Source organism: Pseudomonas sp. PKS (assembly GCF_051913525.1).
GTDB lineage: Bacteria > Pseudomonadota > Gammaproteobacteria > Pseudomonadales > Pseudomonadaceae > Aquipseudomonas > Aquipseudomonas guariconensis_D.
This window is the reverse complement of record NZ_JBEGDO010000006.1, coordinates 1-21,049: the sequence shown is the minus strand read 5'-3', so window position 1 is coordinate 21,049 and position 21,049 is coordinate 1. Positions and strand designations below refer to the sequence as shown.

The following is a 21,049-nucleotide window of genomic DNA, read 5'->3' as shown; positions in this document are numbered from 1 at the left end:
CCTGCACAGCAGGCTGCAGGCTCTCTGAAATCGAAGGATGAAACATGAGTGACTCCGCCCGCGCCGATGCGCTCCTGGCGGGCCTGCCGCGCGAAGGTCGTGGCAAGCTCAAGGTATTTCTCGGCGCCGCCCCCGGCGTGGGCAAGACCTACGCCATGCTCCAGGCCGCCCATGCCCAACAACGTCTGGGCGTGCAGGTGCTGGCCGGCATCGTCGAAACCCACGGCCGCGCCGAAACCGAGGCGCTGCTCGGTGGCCTGGCCCAGCAGCCCTTGTTGCGTACCGACTACCGCGGCGTGACCCTTGAGGAAATGGACCTCGACGGCTTGCTCAAGGTCGCCCCCACCTTGGCCCTGGTGGACGAACTGGCCCACACCAACGCCCCCGGCAGCCGCCACGCCAAGCGCTGGCAGGACGTGCAGGAACTGCTCGCTGCCGGCATCGATGTCTACACCACCGTCAACGTCCAGCACCTGGAAAGCCTCAACGACAAAGTCCGCGACATCACCGGTGTGCAGGTGCGCGAGACTCTGCCGGACTGGGTCCTGCAGGAAGCCTTCGAGCTGGTGCTGATCGACCTCCCACCGCGCGAGCTGCTCATGCGCCTGCGCGAGGGCAAGGTCTATGTGCCGGAGCAGGCGAGGGCGGCCATCGACGCCTACTTCTCCCAGACCAACCTCACCGCCCTTCGCGAGCTGGCCATGCAGACCGCCGCCGCCCAGGTCGATGCCGACCTCGCCCACGGCTACCGCCAGCGCGGCCAGGAGGCCCCGGCCCTGCGCGGGCGCCTGCTGGTGGGCGTGGACGGTGACGAGCAGGCCGAACGCCTGGTGCGCCATGCCAGCCGCGTCGCCCAGCGCCGCCACTTGCCCTGGAGCCTGGTGCATGTGGACAACGGCCGCCTGCGCGACGAGACCGCCCGCCAGCGCCTGCAGGCCGCCCAGCAGCTGGCCGAGCGCCTGGGCGGCGAAGTGGTGGTGCTGCGCGCCGGTGAAGTGGCCCGCACCCTGATCCAGCACGCCAGCGAACGCCGTGCCAGCCTGGTGCTGGTGGGCCAGTCCCGCGATCGCCTGCGCCGTCGCTTGTTCGGCGCAGGCGTGGCCGCGCGCCTGCTGCGAGAAAGCCACGGCCTGGAAATCAACGTCCTCGATCGCGACTCCCTGCCCCGTACGGCACCCTCGGCGGTGCTGCGCGTGTGGGTCTGGCGCCATTACCTGCTGGCATTGGTGGCCACCGTGCTGGCCGCAGGGTTGTCGTGGGCGGTATCCAGTGTGCTGGCGCTGCCCAACATTTCCTTGGTGTTCCTCGCCGCCGTGCTGCTGGTGGCGGTGCGCAGCAGCCTGGGGCCGGCGCTGGCCTGTGCGGCGCTGTCGTTTCTCACCTATGACTTTCTGTTCATCCCGCCGAACTTCTCCTTCGCCATCCAGCGCGAAGAAGACGTGCTCACCCTGGTGTTCTTCCTGCTCATGGCGGGCCTCACCGGCAACCTCGCCGCCCGCCAGCGCCGCCAGTTGCAGGCCCTGCGCGAAACCCAGGCCGAGACCACGCAACTGCTGGACCTCTCACGTCGTCTCACCGTGGCCACGGACCGCCAGGCCGTGTTCAACGCCGCCGGCCAGCATCTGGGCGCCTGGCAGGACATGCAGGCCTGCCTGCTCGAGCGCAATGCTGAGGGCCTGCTGCAAGCCACCAGCAGCCACGAACCGCAACTGACTGATAACGAACGCGCCGCCGCCGAATGGGCCTGGCAGCACGGCCAGGCCGCCGGGCACGGCAGCGACACCTTGCCTGATGGGCGTTGGTGGTGGTGGCCGCTCGCGGTGGACGATCAACCCCTGGCCCTGCTTGGCGTGCGCCCACGCACAGGGGAGACCTTGAGCCCCCAACGCCGACGCCTGTTGATGTCTCTCGGCCAGCCCCTGGCCCAGGCCTTGGCCCGCGCCCGCCTGGGCGAGCAACTGGAGGCCGCGCGCCTGCATGGCGAGACCGAACAACTGCGCAGCGCACTGCTGGCCTCTGTCTCCCACGACTTGCGCACCCCCCTGACCGCCATGCGCGGCAGTATCGACAGCCTGCTGGCCCTGGGCGACGCCATTCCCCCGGCCGATCGCCAAGAGCTGCTCGAAGGCACCCGTAACGAAGCCGAGCGCCTGGACCGCTACATCCAGAACCTCTTGGACATGACCCGCCTCGGCCACGGCGGCCTCAAGCTCGCCCGCGACTGGGTCGCCCCGGCCGACATCGTCGGCAGCGCCCTCAACCGCCTGCGCGTGGTCCTGGCTCCGCTGCGGGTGCACACCGATGTGCCGCCTGCGCTGCCGTTGCTGTTCGTGCATGCGGCGCTGATCGAACAGGCGCTGGTCAACGTGCTGGAAAACGCCGCCCGTTTCTCGCCGGTCAACGGGCGCCTGGCGCTGCAAGTCTCTGAGCAGAACGAGCAACTGCACTTCGCCGTCAGCGACCAAGGCCCGGGCATTCCGGTGAGTGAGCGCGAGAAGATTTTCGACATGTTCTACACCGCAGCCCGCGGCGACCGGGGAGGGCAGGGCACCGGCCTTGGCCTCGCCATCTGCCAAGGCATGATCGGCGCCCACGGCGGGCAGATCCTCGTCGGCGACGGCATCGATGGTCAGGGCACCTGCATCACTCTATGCTTGCCGTTGCCTCCACAACCTGAGCCTGAAAGCGAAGCCCCATGAGTCAGTCCGCCACCCTGCTGGTCATCGACGATGAACCGCAGATCCGCAAGTTCCTGCGCATCAGCCTCGCCTCACAAGGCTACAAAGTCATCGAAGCCGCCACCGGCGCCGAAGGCCTCGCCCAGGCCGCGCTGAGCAAGCCGGACCTGGTGGTGCTCGACCTTGGCCTGCCCGACATGGACGGCCAACAGGTGCTGCGCGAGCTGCGTGAATGGAGCGCCGTGCCAGTGCTGGTGCTCTCGGTGCGCGCGAGTGAAGTACAGAAAGTCGACGCACTCGATGGCGGCGCCAACGACTACGTGACCAAGCCGTTCGGCATTCAGGAATTCCTCGCCCGCATCCGCGCCTTGCTGCGCCAGACGCCCCAGGCCGACGCCGTGCAGTCGAGCGCAACCTTCGGGCCCTTGGTGGTGGACTTTGCGTTTCGCAAGGTGACCCTCGACGGTGCGGAAGTAGCCCTGACCCGCAAAGAGTACGCATTGCTCGCCCAGCTCGCCGGCCACCCCGGTCGCGTCATCACCCAGCAGCAACTGCTCAAGGACATCTGGGGACCGACGCATGTCGATGACACGCACTACCTGCGTATCGTCGTCGCCCATGTACGGCAAAAACTCGGCGACGACCCCACCGCACCGCGGTTCATCATCACTGAAGCCGGCGTTGGGTATCGATTGGTAGCCCCGGCGTCCTGATTAGGGCCGCCGCCGCTCCTCAGGCCCACCGCGCCCCCTACCACAACGTAAAACCCTGTGGGAACGGGTGTACCCGCGAATGGTCCGGCTCAGATGGCACATGGTTGAAGGCTTTGCCGGAAAGGAAACGACGTAGTGGCGCAATCCAGAAGAGTGGCGAGCGTGTAGACGGTCGGCCAGGGGAGTAACCTGAGCAAATCCGGCTAGGCACACCCACTGCGGATTGGGTGATTCTGTCGCCGACTGCATAACCAGGAGCTTCCACCCGGTGCCTGATTTCCCGACTGCCTACGCCAAACGCTTCGAGACCGTGCTTGCTTACATCGATGGCCACCTTGAGGCAGACCTTTCGGTGAACACCCTGAGCGAGATAGCGCATTTCTCCGCGTTTCACTTCCACCGCCAATTTACCGCCTATGTGGGCGTGCCGGTTGCGCGTTACGTGCAATTGATGCGCCTGCGGCGTGCGGCGCATCGCCTGGCGGCCGGTACGGAGTATTCGGTACTGGATGCTTCGCTCGACGCCGGCTTCTCCAGCCCCGAGGCATTCAGCCGGGCCTTTCGACGGGATTTCGGCATGACGCCCAGTACCTTCCGGCAGCAGCCGAACTGGCAGACCTGGCATGCGGTTTTCGCCATTCCCCATTTCACCAGGAGCATTACCATGCAGGTCCGTATCGTCGATTTCGCCGAAGTACGTGTCGCCGCCCTCGAACACTGTGGCCCACCCGCACAGCTTGACGAGAGCGTGCGCCAATTCATCCAATGGCGCACGGGCAGCGGGCAGTCGCCGGTAGGCGCGAGCCGCACCTTCGGAATACCATACGGCAACCCCGACACGACGCCGGGGAAAGAATTCCGCTTTGCCATCTGCGGCGAGATCGACGGGGCAGTGGAGCCGAACGACTACGGCGTCTGCGAGCTGATCATCCCCGGGGGGCGCTGTGTGGTCGTTCGCCACATCGGCTCGCCTGATCACATCGGCGAGAGCATCTATCCGATCTTTCGTGACTGGCTCCCCGGCAGCAACGAAGAACTCCGCGACCACCCGATGTTCTTCCACTACCTGAGCGTTTTTCCTGAGACGCCGCTGGAAGAGTGGCAGACGGATATCTATATCCCACTGCAATAGAGCAGGCGCTCATACCTGGGGACGACAGGCATGTGGGGCACGCGCAAATTTAAGCGCCGCATTGGTGAAAATGTCCTTGCCGGCCCAGCAAGCGAAAAAATCAAGAGGTGCTTGACGAGGGAGAACGATCGTTCTACTCTGTCTACATGGACAAGCAAATGACCGATACACGCGAAAAAATTCTGGCTACTGCCGAGAAGTTAATTTATGAAAATGGGATTCACGCCACTGGTATGGATCTTTTGGTAAAGACCTCGGGGGTAGCACGTAAAAGTATTTATCGCTATTTTGCGAACAAAGACGATGTAGCGGCAGCGGCATTAAATGCACGCGATGTACGATGGATGCAGTGGTTCAGGAGCGAATGCGAAAAAGCGCAAACGCCGCAAGCCCGCATTCTTGGAATTTTTGATGTGCTGAAAAGTTGGTTCGAGTCTGACGGATTTCGGGGATGTGCATTTATTAACACAGCCGGCGAGGTTGGCGATGCAGACGATCCGATTCGACAGATTGCAAAGCTGCATAAACAAAAGCTTCTGGACTACACGCTAGAGCTAACCAATCAGTTAGGTGTCGAAGACCCGGTAGCCTTGGCTAGGCAACTATTTGTGCTTATAGAGGGTGCGATAACCGTGGCCCGCGTGATGGGTGAATTTACGGCCCCAGACAGTGCAAAAGAAGTAGCGAAGATATTACTCAAAGAAGGGCAGCGCGTAAGCGCCTGAAATCTCAGTAAGACTAGCTCAACTGAGTCATCCCAAAGATGGGAGGCGCTACCATGTCCAATGAGCAAGCTCGTGCGCCACTTCCTCCCTTCACTCGCGAATCCGCGATTGAAAAGGTCCGACTCGCTTCAGGCAACTGGTTTCGCTCCTATGAAAATCGGTAGTTTGAGGTCGACGGCTTGGTGCACCGCCGCTTCGCCTGCATCAATGACATGACGATCAAGGAACGCGAGCGTAAGTTCCATTGGTCCCTAGGCCGCCGGCCGGATGATCATCCAGGTCTGACTGAGCTGGGCCTGTAAGCGCTTCACCTTTCGATTTCTTGATAGACCGTTAGTGTATGTTTTTAGTTGCCTCTATTGGCGGCTGTCGGCTGCGCTCTTTCAGCCTTTGCTTCATGTTTTTACATACTGCTCCAACTAGATTCAACGGCATCTGCCTAGTTTAACCAATGTTCGATTTTTGATTCATCCACTCATCTGGAGGTACCACCATGTCCAACGAGCAAGTTCGTCCGCCACTTCCTCCATTCACTCGCGAATCGGCGATTGAAAAGGTTCGGCTCGCTGAAGACGGCTGGAATACTCGCAACCCTGAAAAAATTGCGCTTGCCTATACGCTGGATACCAAATGGCGTAACCGAGCCGAGTTTGCGAACAATCGCGAAGAAGCTCAGGGCTTCCTCACTCGCAAGTGGAAGAAAGAGCTGGACTACCGTCTGATCAAAGAGCTGTGGGCCTTTACTGAAAACCGCATCGCCGTCCGTTACGCCTACGAGTGGCACGACGATTCGGGTAACTGGTTCCGTTCCTACGGCAATGAAAACTGGGAGTTTGAAGCCGACGGCTTGATGCACCGCCGCTTCGCCTGCATCAACGACATGCCCATCAAGGAAAGCGAGCGTAAGTTCCACTGGCCACTGGGTCGCCGTCCGGATGATCATCCAGGCCTGACTGAGCTGGGCCTGTAAGTCACGCGCAGCCTGATCCTTTTCTCTTAAAGGATCAGGTTTTGTTTGGTAGACATTTATCAGTCCCTATTCCAATGTGTTGGGAACACATAAGGCTCTGTTGGTGGCTAGAAGGTCGATAGCCGGCTTATTTCGAAATCCAGTTTCCCGCTGCGTCGCTATGGCATTTTAGCCAACTTGGAGCAAATGGGTTTATCCGGACTGTCAAGTCTCGCAGGTCCTTGTGATTGATGGCTACAAATCTGACTCACAGGCGGAGTTGTTTGAGTAACCCTCCGAGCCGCTGAGGGGGTGGTGTCGCACCAGGCATGCTTGACTGCGTCCGAAGTACGTATCGAGGGGGAAGGGGCAACTGTTGCACTAAGTAGTGAGCAACACCTTGGCCAAGCCTGCAGGTGAGGACTATGGATCAGATGTTGCCGGTTGCAAAGTCACCGCTGCCGGCCCAAAGCGGCCTTTCGTGAAAGGCGGATAACGGCCAAAAGCGGTCAGTGACAATATTTGTAAAGGCTACCCTCACAACCGTTCAGCTTCTCGAGGACCGATCTCAACTATTCGTGAAGTGCAGCACCATCGCTGCACGAGACACATTCTTGATTGCTGCTCTACGCAGTTCTGCAATAGGGTCAGGCTATCCGTATTGGGTATTGATCCATGCGAGTGAACTCCAAGTCACTCCCGACGCGATACCTTCAGTCTCAACCAAGTTAATATTCCTGCCTTGATCAGCCAGGTGAGACGCTAAGGAAGCGTCTACTATAACGGCTCCAATGACAACGACTCGTTTGTCCTGAGCATTCCCCATATCAATCTCCATTCTGTCGACCGGCCTATAGTACGACGGCTGGAGGATTGCACCGTATGAAAACATGATCGCTCAGAACGCGGTTTCAGTTTCTGCCTCTGGTCGATTTCTGCTTGTCGGAACGGGCAGCAATTGTCCTCCAGAAAACAGATGTATATTTATCTAAAGTGGCGAAATAGCTGCCAAAATCATCGTGTAAAAAAGGCCGCCTAAAATGGCAGCCAGATAAGCGCGAGGTGTTGTTGGCACTGGAGGATACCGAAAATTCATTCAGCGACTACGGTAAGCGTCACCAACGACTATAATTATGGGTGAGCCAGAGCTAATCCGACCGTTCCCTTGGCAACCTGGCCTAATTCCAATTCCGCGATTCCACGGCGGATCTCCTTGTGTTCCTTGATGCGGAACGTGAACGTTTCGCGGCCGAAATCACTCAGGCTCAGGCTGAGCTTGAGGCATCGTTGTCTTTTTTAACCCCCTTGATGGTGGATGGAGTTATCCCGCCGGGCACGTCGTATCCCACTGAGCACGCCCCAACCACCCATCTATCAAGGTTCAAGCAATGAACACTTCAGAATTTGATGATGCAAAAGAAACGAATGGCGACCTGGTTCAGGGGGCGCTGCCGGCCGGCACTGTCGCGCCCGACTTCACCCTTTACGCAACCCCTGATCAACAGTTGTCGCTGCGTGAGTTAAAGGGAAATCCCGTGATACTGGCGTTTTATCCCGCTGACTGGACTTCGGTGTGTGGTGACCAACTGACATTCTACAACCAGTTGCTGCCCACATTCAGAGAATACGGTGCGGCGCTACTGGGTATCTCAGTTGACAGCGCCTGGTGCCATCAGGCCTTTGCCAAAGATCGGAGTTTTCACTTCAGCCTGCTGGCCGATTTCGAGCCCAAAGGGGCTGTGGCACGACAGTATGGAGCGTACGAGTCCCTCCTCGGGGTTTGTAAGCGGGCGCTGTTCGTGATTGACAAGGAGGGGGTGGTCGCCTGGAGCCACGTCTCCCCGATGGCAATCAACCCTGGGGCGGACGGCATTCTGGATGCGCTGGATGCTTTGGCGAATTCGTCACAAAGTACACCAACCAAAAATTAGCAGGTGATCCCATGGCCACTCTCAAAGTTCCGGTAAGTGCCAACGACCATCGCCAGGGAAGTGTGCATGCCAAGGTCACCTTGGTGGAATTTGGCGACTATGAATGTCCCTATTGTGGTGAGGCGTATTGGATGGTCAAGAATCTGCAACAGCTTTTTCGCGATGATTTGCTGTTCGTGTTCCGTAACTTCCCTCTGACCACCGCTCACCCCCATGCACTGGGTGCAGCGGTCACCGCTGAGTATGCCGGGAGTCAAGGATTCTTCTGGGAGGCTCACGATGAATTGTATGAAAATCAGGATCGATTGGGCCTGCCGCTGTATGGTGCCATTGTTCTAAAACATGGCCTTTCCAGCGAGGATCTCGACTTTGCCATGCGAGAGGATACTTACACCCCCAAAATTCAAGCCGACTTCAATGGCGGTGTACGAAGCGGCGTGAACGGCACCCCGGCGTTTTACATTGATGGGTTTCGCTATGACGGGGTTCCAGAGTTCAACGAGATGAGTCAGATGGTTGAACTTTTGTTAGTGCGTGGACGAAATCGCTAAAGAGCGACATCGGCTTGGAATCACCCACGCCAGAGCCGAGGGCAGGCCAGCGTTAGTACACGGAGCCGGCAACTAATGAAACCTTTGAAGTATTATGAGAAAAATCGACACGCCACATGGTTGGAATTATTTTTTGACCTGACTTTTGTTGTTGCAATTGGTCAGGTTACGCATACCCTCGGACATGTTCATCAAGGCCACTTTGAACATAAGCAATTATGGACATTTTTACTGCTTTTTGTACCGTTGTGGTGGGTCTGGTCTAGTCATACGATTTACTCCAATAGGTTTGATACAGACAGCAGCCTTCACCGTTTGGCAACATTATTCATAATGCTGCTGCTCATTGTGCTATCTGCACGGATTGGGGAAGACCTGGAGGTGAACTACCCGCTTATTATTGCCTGCTATTTTGGTATACGTGCCATCATCAGTGTAATGTATGTTTCTTCCATAAGTAAGCTCGGTTCCCGTGGCGAACTCTCCTCTAGGCTTGGCTTCGCCCTGTTAGTTAGCGCAGTTGTTAGTCTTTCATCCGTTCTTTTTGAACCGCCCATGCGTTACCTTGTCGCTTATATTGGAATTATTCTTGATATTCTGTTTCCTGTATTTTTCTGGACTAAACTAAAGCCATTGCCCGCACATACAGAGCACTTGATTGAGCGCATAGGCTTGCTCACCATCATCTTATTGGGCGAGTCAGTGATTAGCCTTTCCGGGGGCTTATCTAACATTCGATGGGATAGTTATAATGTGGTGGCGGCAATCACCGGGTTTGTCATGATTTGCAGTATCTGGTGGATTTATTTTGATAGTTTTTACCTGCTGAGCAAAAATCAAAGCAGTATGACTGGGCACTCCTTAATCTACTCGCACCTTTTCCTTTTTATGGGGCTGGCACTCCTGGCAAATTTGATCAGGCATGCGATCCTGAATGACATTGCGATACGTGATTTCCAAATTATGTCGATCATCGGCATGGCTTTGTTTTTTCTAGGTAAGCAATATGGCTATTTCATAGCTGTAAGTAGAATAAGGAAATACATGCTACAAAACACCTTGATCGTGTTTTCTTTGGGTGGGTTAGTCATATTCTTGCCTCGCGTCGAGTACATATTGGTCGGCCTGACAGCAACCATGATTTCTTATGTTTTCCTAAACTTCAGATATCGTTGAATCATTATTAGGCCACAAATTGGGACAAAGTGATCAAGCGGCTGGCGTGGGACTCATATGCTGCCCTCTACGTCATTCTCAGTGCCCGTGCGCCACTCGCCCCTACCCTTGGTCTTTTTGGGTTTGTAATCCTAGTATCGTCGACCATAGTTAAGAGTCGGATGCCCCTCGTGGCTATCGTGACCTGATAGCGCCAGTCGCGCCGTAACAACAGGAGCCACGTCATGGTCAAAGTAGCGTTGTTCGTTCGTCTGGAAGCAAAACCCGGGAAAGAGAAGGATGTAGAGAGCTTTCTTTTGGGTGGCCTTCCAATAGTGGAGGAGGAGCCAGCCACCACGGCTTGGTTCGCAATCCGCTTGGGGCCGTCCACATTTGGCATATTTGACGCCTTCCCGGATGAAGCTGGCCGACAGGCTCATCTTTCGGGAAAGGTCGCAGCGGCGCTTATGGCAAAGGCTGCCGAGCTGTTTACCAAACCACCGTCAATCGAGAAGGTTGATGTCCTCGCGGCCAAGCTACCCGGCTAAGAAAGCCCAACAAGGCATTCCGACCAACGCTCCTGCCGCCCATTTGGAGCGTCAGGGGCGAGGCTGAGTTTGGACGTTCACCGATGTGACGAGTAGGGAGGGGCTAGGCGGGCGATGTCATCCTGGTCCACGCGGCTCAGGTATTGATCAATCGCGGTGCAGAACGTGAAGGCTAAGTTGCCAGCGGTTACCTGCTTCTCGGGAGGCAGCTATTGGCCGCCAGCGGCCTGCCGCGAAGGGCCGCTATGGGTGGTTAGCAGCCATTCGCAACTTACCGCTATCCATCCATAGCGGTTAGCCAATCTGAGTCCGAATGCTGGACGGTATGTACCAGGGCGCAGCGGAGTCGACGTACCCATGTCTCTGCTGCTTCGGCAGGAACGGGGTATCCAGCGTACCCTGCGCTATGGATTTCCAGTCGGCATATTCACCTTGGGAGCGTGACCAGAATAAAGTCGAGCTGCACGCCATACTAAACTCGCGTACTACCGTCGGTGAAGACGCATAAGTCTTGATGTTGTTGGCGCCGCGAAGTACTCGCAGCGTGCTACGCGGAACGCATTCCGTAGAATGCGAATGCAGCTCCGTGACATTTACGGAACTGGCTGCAATGGCATTGACTCACTGCTGCCTTTGGCGGGGCTAGTGCTAGGTGCTTACTTCGCAGTGAAAAATTAGGAATGCCATTCACTCGCCGTCCCCCCTTCCCCAAGTACCGATTAACTGCGCATCAATAACTTGACCTCACAGCAACCAGGGGGAGCAGAGAAATTAACAAAGCCGCAGGAGCGTCTTTAAACCGAGAAGGATCGGACCTAAAACTTACTAAGCGACAATGCTTAGAACGCTGATGGCATGTTTCTCATAAAAGACCAGCCCCTGTGTGCGAAACACATTTTCGCGCGACGTTAAGCATAATAGTTTGTAGGGTCACCCTCTCTTATCTTATGCGGCATCAACCAGAAAGCTCAAGTAATTCCGCTATTCCAATGCGTTATACCTGTCGACATTATTTCTATTATCAATTGTGAGTTCGTGCGATATAGTGCAATTGAATAAGGGTTGTTGCTCTGGATCAGTACTTATAAAACAGGTTGGTGGTATTTTGTAAATAAAGATTATCTTCTGCCCCATGAGGGCCCCATCCATTTGCAGTTGGGGCACCTTGTCACCACTTGCTAATTGCAAGTTCGCTGATGAGAAACCAAAGGAATGGCTGCTGGCTTCATAAGCACCCGTACGAGTGCTGTGTTAGCTGAAGGTAAGTAGGGAATCGCCCATTCGGTTGAGTTTCGCTTTCCGCTCGGCCTTAACTCGGTGTCGCCCATGAAATCGACCGTAGTCTCTGTTGCCCGTAAACTTAAATTTTATCAATTGGTTGTCCTCGACCAAGTGCTGCGCAGCGGTTCGCTGGTCGGTGCTGCCCAAGCTCTGAACCTGACACAGCCAGCAGTAACCAAAATTATCCATGAGATGGAGTCTTTCCTTGGTGCGGACTTGTTGGTGCGTGGCAATCGCGGGGTAAGTGCTACCGAGCTTGGTAGCGTGGTGGTACGCCGTGCACATGCCATGCTAGCTGAATTGCGCGGCCTAGTAGATGAAGTTCACGCGTACACTAGCGGCATGACCGGTCAAGTAATGGTTGGTACGTTGGCCGGAGTGTCGGCATTACTTTTATCCCAGACGTTACGCCTACTCAAGGAAAGTGAGCCGGGGGTACTGGCGACTGTGCACGTTGGGCATATGACTCAATTGATTCCCTGTTTATTGTCAGGCGAGCTGGACATTGTTATTGGGCGCATTCCTGATGATTGGTCCGAGCATGAGTATGAATCACAACTTAAGGTGGATGTACTCTACGAAGAGCGCTTGTGTATTGTGGCTGGAGCCGAGCACCCCCTTCACTCCAATTGCCGGCCAATACAGCTGGCGGACTTACATCCGTTCCCTTGGATTCTTCCTCCCCGCAGCGTCCTACTCCGAGGAACGGTCGATCGTATGTTCAATGATTTGGGGTTGGGGCCGCCCACCAACGTCATTGAATCGGTTGCTGCGCTGACCAACTACGAATTGATGCAGGACCAGCAAACCATCGGTTTCATGCCATTACAGACATATCAGCAACTGGAAGGTGGCGGAAAAATTAAGATGTTTCATCTCGCTAATCCTTTGAGCTTTGGGCGTATAGGCTGTTTCTATTCCTCCAGTCGACACCTAGACCCTGCCTCGAAAATATTTAGGGAGTGCTTATCCTTGGCTAGCATAAAATTTGACTGCACGGATATCACCAACGTCAATGGCTAGAACAGATGGCTTATTAAAAGCAAGTGGTGGTCACATACAGTCACCGAATAAATTCTATACTTTAATGGCGACAGGTTTTACGCATGAGACGAAATCTTCCAGTAACTCAACAAGAAATTTTGTTCGATCAAGAGCAGCGTCTGATCTCCGCAACCGACCTCCACGGAAACTTAACATACTGTAACGATGAGTTTGTGGCCATAAGTGGATTCAGCAAGGAAACGCTTATTGGAAGTCCGCATAACATTGTTCGTCACCCTGACATGCCGGAGACGGTATTTGAACTGATGTGGTCATACCTGAAAGCGGGTAAAAGCTGGATGGGTATCGTCAAGAATCGTTGTCGAAATGGTGATCACTATTGGGTTAGTGCCTATGTTACTCCGATTCTTGAAGGCGCTGTGGTGGTGGGCTATGAGTCAGTACGGGTAAAACCCCAGCGCTCTGACGTCGAACGTGCTGCAGCGCTGTACGAACGGCTGCTCACGGGCAAGAAGGGTTGGAACCTGAAACACCTCATGCTCCCACTCAAAGAGTATGCCTTGATGCCGCTAGCCTTTGGTGTGCCTAGTATCGCCGCCGCAGCATATCTGGATATATGGCCTGCCACGGGGATACTGGCCTGCGCCTTCCTGGGAATGCAAGTTGCTGCCCGAGGCTACCAACAGCACAAGTTTGCCTTGGTCAAAAATGTTGTCGCCAATGGTTTCGATGATGCACTTATCGCCCGTACGTATACGGATGAGCAGGGTGAGGCGTCACGTGTGATCATGATGCTGATCAGTGAGCAGGCCAAATTACGGACCGCTTTGAGCCGCTCCGGAGATTATGCGCATCAAACCGAAACCATGGCCGGCGAAAGTGGAAAACTGGTCCAGGCATCAGAGTTGTCGTTGCAGCGCCAGCGTGATGAGGCGGACATGGCAGCCACCGCTATGAACGAGATGGCTGCCTCCATTGCCGAAGTGGCGACCCACATCCATGACACGGCTCGTGAAGCCGAAGATGCCAACCGGCTAACCCGTTCAGGCTCAGAGGATGCAGGCAAAACGCGCGTGGTCATCGAGAAACTGCAAAGCACGGTAAACCAGATAGGCCTATCGGTTGAACGCTTCGTCGATGAGACCCAGTCGATTCAAATTGCCTCGGATATGATTCGCCAGATTGCCGACCAGACCAACTTGCTTGCATTGAACGCGGCGATCGAAGCGGCTCGTGCAGGCGAACAGGGACGCGGCTTTGCCGTTGTCGCCGATGAAGTCCGCGCGCTTGCAAGTAAAACCCAAGAGTCCACCAAAACCATTCAGGAGATTATCCAGTCCTTGCACAGCGCTGCCAACCAAGCGGTCGATATTGCCCGCCAAGGCAGCGAGGAGGCTGATACCGGCGTTGGTCAGGTAATCGCTACACAGGGAGCCCTGGAAGGCATTAGCGTAGCTGTTGAACATATCTATCAAATGACTGAGCAGATGGCAGCTGCTTCAGAACAGCAGGCCCATGTGGCTGAAGACATTAGTCGGCAGATCACGAACATTGCCCAAGTCTCCGAGCAGAACGTGGACATCGCAAGCAGCTCCGCTGTCATTAGTCGAGAACTTGAACAGACCGCAAATGAAATGTACGCACTGATCGATCGATTCAATCGATAGGCCACTCATATACTTAGAGAGCACAGTGATATATGTGGTTTCTTCCGTGCACCCCCTGCCGCTACGAACGTCGAAACAGAAAGCAGCGCTTCAATGATAACGGATGAGAAAGGGCTGATATTGGAGGTGAACACTGCCGCTCAAGCACTATTCGGTTATCCCGCTGCTGAATTGTTGGGCGAGCCGATATCCTGTGTGTTACCGGCCGCCTTTAATGGGGATCATTCACTGCTGCCCATGAAAAGGAGCCCAGGTGACAAGCGAGTACTTGCAGCGCCGATGCGCCCGTTGTGTGGCCTGCACAGGAATGGCTCGCGGCTTGATTTATGCGTCTGCGTCAGCACTGTGTTGCTAGGGGAGCAAAGGCTGAAACTGAGGGTCTACCACGTGCGTGCGCGCGGACAACTAAAGCATACCGATGGTCACCCTTTAGTCACGCATGACCTGCTGACCCACTGCCTAAATCGCATTGCTCTGTATGACCGTTTGCATGAAGAAATATACTGGGCGAGCGTGCACCAGCAGAAGCTAGAGCTTGCCTTCATAGGTCTCGACGCCCTAAAGCTGGTCAATGCTAAATACGGGCACGCCATGGGTGACAGGGTGTTGGTAGGAGTTGCTGATAATCTTCGCCGGTGCCTAGCCGGCAAGGGGCTATTGGCTCGGGTTGGAGGGGACGAATTTGTAGTATTGGTAAGACATCCTGGACCGAAGCAGAGTGCCCTGCGTCTGGGTGAACGTCTGCTCGATTGTCTGCAAACACCGCTGCAGATAGGTGGCAGGGCCATCACCGTGCGTGCAAGTCTCGGCCTCAGTATCTTTTCCGGACGACCTGACAACGTTAAATCCGCAGCTGATCAGTTGCTCAGCGATGCATGCTTTGCCATGTGTCAGGCGAAAAAGACTGGCGGTGGACGGGTGTTGTCCTTCAACTCGCTACACCGGGAACATGTTCTTCACGAGCGGTTACGCGATGCAATCGAAAGTCAGTCTTTGCATCTGCATTACCAACCACAGTTTGAACTGGAAGATCCGCAACGGATCATCGGAATTGAAGCCTTATTACGTTGGGACGATGGTCGCGACGGCCAAGTATCGCCTGATGTTTTCCTTCCTTTGGCCGAACAGAGCGGGCTAATGCCAGCACTGGATACCTGGGTGCTGGAACGTGCGTGTCGCGACAATTTAAAGTTAATTAATTCTGGCTCGTTGGATGTGCCCGTGGCCGTCAACATAAGCGGGCATTCGTTTATGCAGCGTGACTTTATTGAAAACATACGGGTTATCCTTGAGCACAGTGGCTTGCCAGCGAATCGCTTGGAAGTTGAAGTGACTGAAACGTCCGAACTCAAGGATATTGCACAGGCGCGGGAGAACGCTCTTCAGTTGCGCGTGATGGGGGTGCATGTATCAATCGATGATTTTGGAACCGGTTACTCATCTCCAAGCATCTTAAGAGCTATTCCTTTTGAAAAACTTAAAATCGATCGCTCATTTGTCGGCGAAATTGAGAGCAGCCCTGTTGACCGAGCGATCGTTAGAGGGTGCCTACTTATTGCAGAAAGCCTGTGCATTAAGGTGGTTGCCGAGGGCGTGGAGACGCGGGAGCAGCTGAACTCCCTTTTGGCGCATGGGTGCAAATTCGGCCAAGGCTTCTGGTTTTGCCATCCACTTCCCTTGGCGCGGTTGCAGAAATTCATCACTAAAGTGCGCGCGCCGAGTAAACTTTTATAAGTACGAGAATTTCATACAAGTGACCTTCATCGGTGCCGATGTAAGTGATGTCTCTCATTCGGCTCACTGTCCTTGAACTGCCGCGCGAACACTCGTGCGGGCCGCCGGCGAAGTGCTGGCGGTTGGCCGACGAGGGGGTTCCAAGCTGGACGCGGCGCCTAAGATCATCTCGGTGAGTTGTTCAATAATTTGCTGTTGAGACAGAGTCGCGTCGAGGTCCGGCGAGTCGCAAAGGCTTTCGAGCATGCCGATGACCCTGTTGGAGAAGAATCTTGTCGCAGAGCTATCGATGCCTCGGTGGAGCAAGGTCGACGCGATGATGGCGGTCAGGTGCTGGGTATATTCATCGCGCATCGCGGCATGGAGGCGATAGTGTTCTGCCGTCAGGTTGCGCGCTTCACGCAGCACCAGTTGCAACCTTTTGCGTTCGCTCTGTTGAAGTTCGATGAACGCACTCACGAATGCACGCAGCCGAGCGCGCGTGCCTTGTGCGGCCTTCAGCTTTAGCCGAGTGAGGCATAGCAGATCGCTCATGCATTCCTCGATGAGGTCGAAGAGCAGCGCCTGTTTGCTTTCAATGTGGTTGTAGAGGGACCCTGCGCCGATACCCAAGCGGGCGGCCAGGTCGCGCAAGCTCGTATTCTGGTAGCCCTGTTCAGCGAACAAGTCCACCGCCGCGAGGTACAGGCGTTCCTGTGTCCTAGTCGGCTGGGCAGGTTGTGTGTTGGTGTTCATGGGGGCTCAAGGGTTGTAAGGGGCAGGGTAGGGCAGGTGGCTTGCCGCCCTCATCGGGCGGCAAGCGGCTCAGGGACTAGCACTGTTTCTGGGCGAAGTCCTGCGCAGGCAGAGGCTGCTGACGTCGCGCCCCGTGCTTGGCAAGCGGGTAGTAGACGAGCGCTGGTACGATCAGCCCAACCAACCAGGAAATGTCCGTATCACCCAGGTGTTGCACCAACGGGCCGGTGAAGAAGCCGGTGGCGATGAAGGGCATCTGTACCAAGACCCCAAACCCATAGGTGCCGATGCCTACCCAGTTCCAGCGGCCATACCGGCCATCCGGGTCATCCAGGGCAGCGATGTCGTAACGCTCCTGAGTGATGAAGTAGTAATCCACCAGGTTGATGGCGCTCCAGGGTGTGAAGAACGCCAACAGGAACAGAAGAAAGGACTTGAATGCGCTGAGGAAGGAGTGCTGGCCGATCAGCGCCAGGGTGGTGGAGATGCCGACTATGCAGAGCACGAACGCCAGGCGCTGGCCGGAAGAGACTGTGAAGCGTTTTTGGAATGCACTGACAATGGTGGCGATGCACATGAAGCTGCCATAGGCGTTCAAGGTAGCGATGGTCACCTTGCCAAAGCCAATGCTAAAGAACAGCAGACCGGCGATCATCCCGCTGGCGCCCAGGCTAACAATGTAGTTCACCTCGTGTCCGGAGAAGGCGCCGCCTGCCAGCGCGGCTGCGAACACGCCGAGCACCATGGAGGTTTGCGAACCCAGTACCGAGCCCAGGCCTACGGCGAGGAAGGTACGCAGCGGGGAGGTAGTGCTGGGGAGGTAGCGTGAGTAGTCGGCTACATAAGGGCCGAACGCAATCTGCCAGGACGCCGATAACGAAACGGCTAGAAGAAAGGTGTTCCAGCTGAAGTGTCGGTTCTCGAGCAGGGTGGCGATGTCATTGATCGACAGCAGGCGTACGAACAGGTAAGCGAACGCCACCACGCCGAGCACACTGGCGACCCGCCCCAGGAGGTGGATCACCCGGTAGCCGCACACCGTCAACACCACGATCACGGCGGCGAAGATGAGGATGCCGCTCGTATCGCTGATGTTCGCCATTCGGCCGATGGCCTGGCCGGCCAACACCGTGCCGGTAGCGTTGAACCCGATGTACATGATGCAGACCAATACCAGCGGTATCACCGCACCGAATACGCCGAACTGCACGCGGCTGGAAATCATCTGCGGCAGGCCAAGACGCGGACCTTGGGCACCATGCAGCGCCATCACGATGCCGCCGAACACCTGGCCGATCAACAGGCCGATCAATGACCAGAACACATCGCCACCCAGCACCACTGCCAAGGCGCCGGTGACTATGGCCGTGATCTGCAAGTTGGCACCAAACCACAAGGTGAACTGGCTGAAGAGGCGACCATGCCGTTCACTTTCAGGAATGAAGTCGATGGAGCGCGTTTCTATGAGGGGCTTGCCAGACATGAGGGTTTCTCCTGTGGCGCCATTGCCCATGGCGCCTCTATTGTTGTTATGTAGCGGATGCCCTGTGAACCTGGTCGGCTGGTACCTCCCAGGCTGACACCTCAAGTGCGGGCGGCGTCTAGTACGGCGCGCGAGATGATGATTTTCTGCACCTCCGAAGTGCCTTCAAAAATGCGCAGGATGCGTGCATCGCGCACCAGGCGCTCCAGCGGCAGGTCGCGGATGTAGCCATAGCCGCCGTGCAGTTGGAGTGCGGCATCGGTGATGAAGCCGGCTGCTTCGGCGGCGAACAGCTTGGCGGTGGCCGACTCCAGGCTGAAGCGCCCGCCCGCGTCGCGGCTGGCCGCAGCCTGCATGGTCAGCAGCCGTGCTGCCTGCAATTGGGTGTGCATGTCGGCAAGACGCCACTGTGTGCCCTGGTAGGCCGCCAACGGCTTGGGCCCGATCTGGCGCTGCTGGGCCCAGCTGAGGCTGTACTCCATGGCCGTGCGGGCGATGCCCAAGGCCATCGCCGCCACCTCCACCCGACCGCGATCCAGTACTTCCATGGCAGTCTTGAAGCCCTGACCAGGCTGACCCAGCAGGGCGCTGGCGGGGAGCCAGCAGTCCAGGGACAGTTCATAGATCGTGCTACCGCGCAGGCCCATGGTCTTCTCCGGGCTGGAAAAGGTGATGCCCTCTGTGCCTTTGGGAATGAGGAATGCGCTGATGCCGTGATGACCCGCGTCTGCGTCGGTCTTGGCGTATAGCACGATGAAGTCGGCTTCGCGTGCATTGGTGATGTAATGCTTACTGCCACGGACTCGCCACCCATCGTTCTCCTGGCTTGCCCGGGTGCGCATGTCAGCCGGATTGGAGCCGGCGGCCGGTTCGGTCAAGCCGAAGGCACCCAGCAGTTCGCCCGTGGCGGCACGAGGCAGCCATTGCTGACGCTGCGCCTCTGTCCCGCCAATGAGGATGGAGTCGGTGGCCAGGAAGTGCGCAGTCATCGCCGATGCGGTGGAGGCGCAGGCGGCTGCGACGGCCTCAACCACGCGGCTCATTGCCAGGCTTGTGATGCCAAACCCGCCATAGGCCTCTGGCAGATTGATCCCCATGAACCCCAGTTCACCCAAGGCTTTGAGGCTGTCGGCGCAAAACGCTTCGGCCTCGTCAAAGCCTTGGGCATTCGGCTTGAGCACGTCGTGAGCGACGCGTTCGGCCGATTCGATGATCGCAAGTTCTGCGGCGTCCAGTTCGAAATTCATTTTTATTCTCCTGTGTGGGACAGACCGTACAAGGCATTGGCTTCGCCCAGGCGGGGGGCAGGTGAGGCGCTGTGGGGCTTGCTTCCATTGAAAAACACTGGCTGCGGTACCAAGGGTGAGTGCCCACTGCCCTCTACCAGCAATTGGCGCACGTGGGCTTGTTCGCTGCCTGTGGCCTGGGCGAGATTCCATACGGGGGAGGCGGGTACGCCTGCGTCCAGCAGCAAGGAGCAGATCTGTTCAACGCCTCGGGTACTTGTCCAGGCCTCGATCTGTGCCTTCAATGGCGCTTCGTTCGCGGTGCGTGAGCTGTCGTCGACGAAACGTGGGTCATCCGCCAAGGCTTGGCATTCCATGCTCTGGCACAGGCGGCGGAACAGCTTGTCGCTGGCGACTGCGATCACTACCAATCCATCGGCGGCGCGGTAGGTGTCGAAGGGGGTCGAGACCGGATGCCGATTGCCCACCAGTCCGGGCGCGCGGCCCTGGGCAAAAAGATTGGACAGGCCGGTCATTTGAAGACTGACCAACACGTCAAACATCGCCACATCCAAGTACTGTGCACCGGCACCCTGGAACTCACGGGCGAACAGCGCCGAGCTGATCGCCCAGGCGGCGTAGACGCCTGCGCAGAGATCGCCCAGGGCCTCTCCGCAGCGGGTTGGGCCGGTCTGGGGGAAACCGGTCACACTCATCAGGCCCGACATGGCCTGGGCGACGATGTCGTAGGCCGGGCGGGAGGACAACGGCCCGCTTTGACCGAATCCGGAAATACTGGCGTATACCAGTCGAGGGTTGAGTGCCTTGAGGCTGTCGAAGTCGATGCCTAGGCGCTGGGTCACGCCGGGGCGAAAATTTTCCACCACGACATCGGCGTCGGCGACCAGTGCATGGAAGCGCTGAAGGTCGGCCGGTGCCTTGAAATCAAGTTCGACGCTGCGCTTGCCTCGGTTGATCAGACCGAAATAGACGCTCTCGCCATGTTCGTCGAAAGGGCCCAGGTGACGGCTGTCATCGCCATGGCCGGGGACTTCGAACTTGATCACTTCAGCGCCGAGGTCAGCCAGCATCGCAGTGCAATGAGGGCCGGCCAGTACACGGCTCAGGTCCAGCACACGAATGCCTTTGAGCGGCTGTGATGCAGGGTTTTGCGTATTCATGGCGTCTTCCCTCAGCGCTTGGCGCCCGTGATCATCGGCAGGTCCAGGCCCTGCTCCTTGGCGCAGTCGATGGCGATCTGGTAGCCGGCGTCGGCGTGACGCATGACGCCAGTCCCTGGGTCGTTGGTCAGCACGCGGGCGATACGCGCGGCCGCTTCGTCGGTACCGTCACAGACGATGACCATGCCCGAGTGCTGGGAGAAGCCCATGCCCACGCCGCCACCGTGGTGCAGCGAAACCCAGGTGGCGCCACCTGCGGTGTTGAGCAGGGCGTTGAGCAGTGGCCAGTCGGAGACGGCATCGGAGCCGTCACGCATGGCTTCGGTTTCGCGGTTCGGGCTGGAGACCGAGCCGG

General features: G+C 57.0%; 15 protein-coding genes and 5 pseudogenes. 14 read left to right on the top strand and 6 right to left on the bottom strand.

Features of this window, described 5'->3' with window-relative positions:
- Positions 1-44: 44 nt before the first annotated feature.
- The 10 genes and pseudogenes from ABOA88_RS08285 (at position 45) to ABOA88_RS08240 (ending at position 10,382) form a co-directional block, all read left to right on the top strand.
- Positions 45-2,699, top strand: a complete 2,655-nt coding sequence (locus ABOA88_RS08285) for a DUF4118 domain-containing protein (protein WP_367851313.1) — start codon at positions 45-47, stop codon at positions 2,697-2,699.
- A complete protein-coding gene (locus ABOA88_RS08280; protein ID WP_367851314.1) occupies positions 2,696-3,391 on the top strand; it encodes a response regulator in 696 nt (231 codons plus the stop codon). The genes ABOA88_RS08285 and ABOA88_RS08280 overlap by 4 nt, the downstream gene beginning before the upstream one ends.
- Before the next feature lie 268 nt (positions 3,392-3,659).
- Positions 3,660-4,523, top strand: a complete 864-nt coding sequence (locus tag ABOA88_RS08275; RefSeq protein ID WP_367851315.1) for an AraC family transcriptional regulator — start codon at positions 3,660-3,662, stop codon at positions 4,521-4,523.
- 146 nt (positions 4,524-4,669) lie between these two features.
- Complete coding sequence (locus tag ABOA88_RS08270) at positions 4,670-5,248, top strand: TetR/AcrR family transcriptional regulator (protein WP_196169133.1); 579 nt, start codon at positions 4,670-4,672, stop codon at positions 5,246-5,248.
- A 53-nt stretch (positions 5,249-5,301) separates the two neighbouring features.
- A pseudogene (locus tag ABOA88_RS08265) lies at positions 5,302-5,550 on the top strand (DUF1348 family protein).
- Positions 5,551-5,741: 191 nt separating this feature from the next.
- The gene (locus ABOA88_RS08260) at positions 5,742-6,218 is read left to right on the top strand and encodes a nuclear transport factor 2 family protein (protein ID WP_196169134.1); all 477 of its coding nucleotides are present in this window, start codon (positions 5,742-5,744) and stop codon (positions 6,216-6,218) included.
- A 1,367-nt stretch (positions 6,219-7,585) separates the two neighbouring features.
- On the top strand, positions 7,586-8,128 hold the full coding sequence (locus ABOA88_RS08255) for a redoxin domain-containing protein (RefSeq protein ID WP_367851316.1): 543 nt from the start codon (positions 7,586-7,588) through the stop codon (positions 8,126-8,128).
- A gap of 11 nt (positions 8,129-8,139) precedes the next feature.
- Positions 8,140-8,679, top strand: coding sequence for a DsbA family protein (locus ABOA88_RS08250; protein ID WP_196169136.1), 540 nt, complete (start codon positions 8,140-8,142; stop codon positions 8,677-8,679).
- A gap of 75 nt (positions 8,680-8,754) precedes the next feature.
- Complete coding sequence (locus ABOA88_RS08245; RefSeq protein ID WP_367851317.1) at positions 8,755-9,855, top strand: low temperature requirement protein A; 1,101 nt, start codon at positions 8,755-8,757, stop codon at positions 9,853-9,855.
- A gap of 224 nt (positions 9,856-10,079) precedes the next feature.
- Positions 10,080-10,382, top strand: coding sequence for a putative quinol monooxygenase (locus ABOA88_RS08240; RefSeq protein ID WP_196169138.1), 303 nt, complete (start codon positions 10,080-10,082; stop codon positions 10,380-10,382).
- Positions 10,383-10,676: 294 nt separating this feature from the next.
- Here ABOA88_RS08240 and ABOA88_RS08235 read toward each other — a convergent pair.
- Positions 10,677-11,073, bottom strand: a pseudogene (locus ABOA88_RS08235) (GFA family protein).
- Positions 11,074-11,708: 635 nt separating this feature from the next.
- Between ABOA88_RS08235 and ABOA88_RS08230 the strand changes: the two are divergent.
- The 4 genes and pseudogenes from ABOA88_RS08230 (at position 11,709) to ABOA88_RS08215 (ending at position 16,069) form a co-directional block, all read left to right on the top strand.
- Entirely contained in the window at positions 11,709-12,686 is a 978-nt protein-coding gene (locus ABOA88_RS08230; RefSeq protein WP_367851318.1) for a LysR family transcriptional regulator, read from the top strand.
- 83 nt (positions 12,687-12,769) lie between these two features.
- Positions 12,770-13,027: pseudogene (locus tag ABOA88_RS08225) on the top strand (PAS domain S-box protein); the annotation flags it as partial.
- Positions 13,028-13,393: 366 nt separating this feature from the next.
- Positions 13,394-14,335: pseudogene (locus ABOA88_RS08220) on the top strand (methyl-accepting chemotaxis protein); the annotation flags it as partial.
- Positions 14,336-14,344: 9 nt separating this feature from the next.
- Positions 14,345-16,069 carry an EAL domain-containing protein gene (locus ABOA88_RS08215; RefSeq protein ID WP_440127974.1) on the top strand — a complete coding sequence of 575 codons (1,725 nt, stop codon included), beginning with the start codon at positions 14,345-14,347 and terminating at the stop codon, positions 16,067-16,069.
- A gap of 63 nt (positions 16,070-16,132) precedes the next feature.
- Here the strand turns inward: ABOA88_RS08215 and ABOA88_RS08210 are convergent, their stop codons facing one another.
- From ABOA88_RS08210 to ABOA88_RS08190, 5 genes and pseudogenes are all read right to left on the bottom strand, one after another.
- On the bottom strand, positions 16,133-16,804 hold the full coding sequence (locus ABOA88_RS08210) for a TetR/AcrR family transcriptional regulator (protein ID WP_196169142.1): 672 nt from the start codon (positions 16,802-16,804) through the stop codon (positions 16,133-16,135).
- Between the two features lie 76 nt (positions 16,805-16,880).
- Positions 16,881-18,287, bottom strand: a complete 1,407-nt coding sequence (locus ABOA88_RS08205) for a purine-cytosine permease family protein (protein WP_196169143.1) — start codon at positions 18,285-18,287, stop codon at positions 16,881-16,883.
- Positions 18,288-18,388: 101 nt separating this feature from the next.
- Positions 18,389-19,534, bottom strand: coding sequence for an acyl-CoA dehydrogenase family protein (locus ABOA88_RS08200; RefSeq protein WP_196169144.1), 1,146 nt, complete (start codon positions 19,532-19,534; stop codon positions 18,389-18,391).
- Positions 19,535-19,536: 2 nt separating this feature from the next.
- Complete coding sequence (locus tag ABOA88_RS08195) at positions 19,537-20,694, bottom strand: CaiB/BaiF CoA transferase family protein (protein ID WP_196169145.1); 1,158 nt, start codon at positions 20,692-20,694, stop codon at positions 19,537-19,539.
- 11 nt (positions 20,695-20,705) lie between these two features.
- Positions 20,706-21,049: pseudogene (locus ABOA88_RS08190) on the bottom strand (urocanate hydratase); the annotation flags it as partial.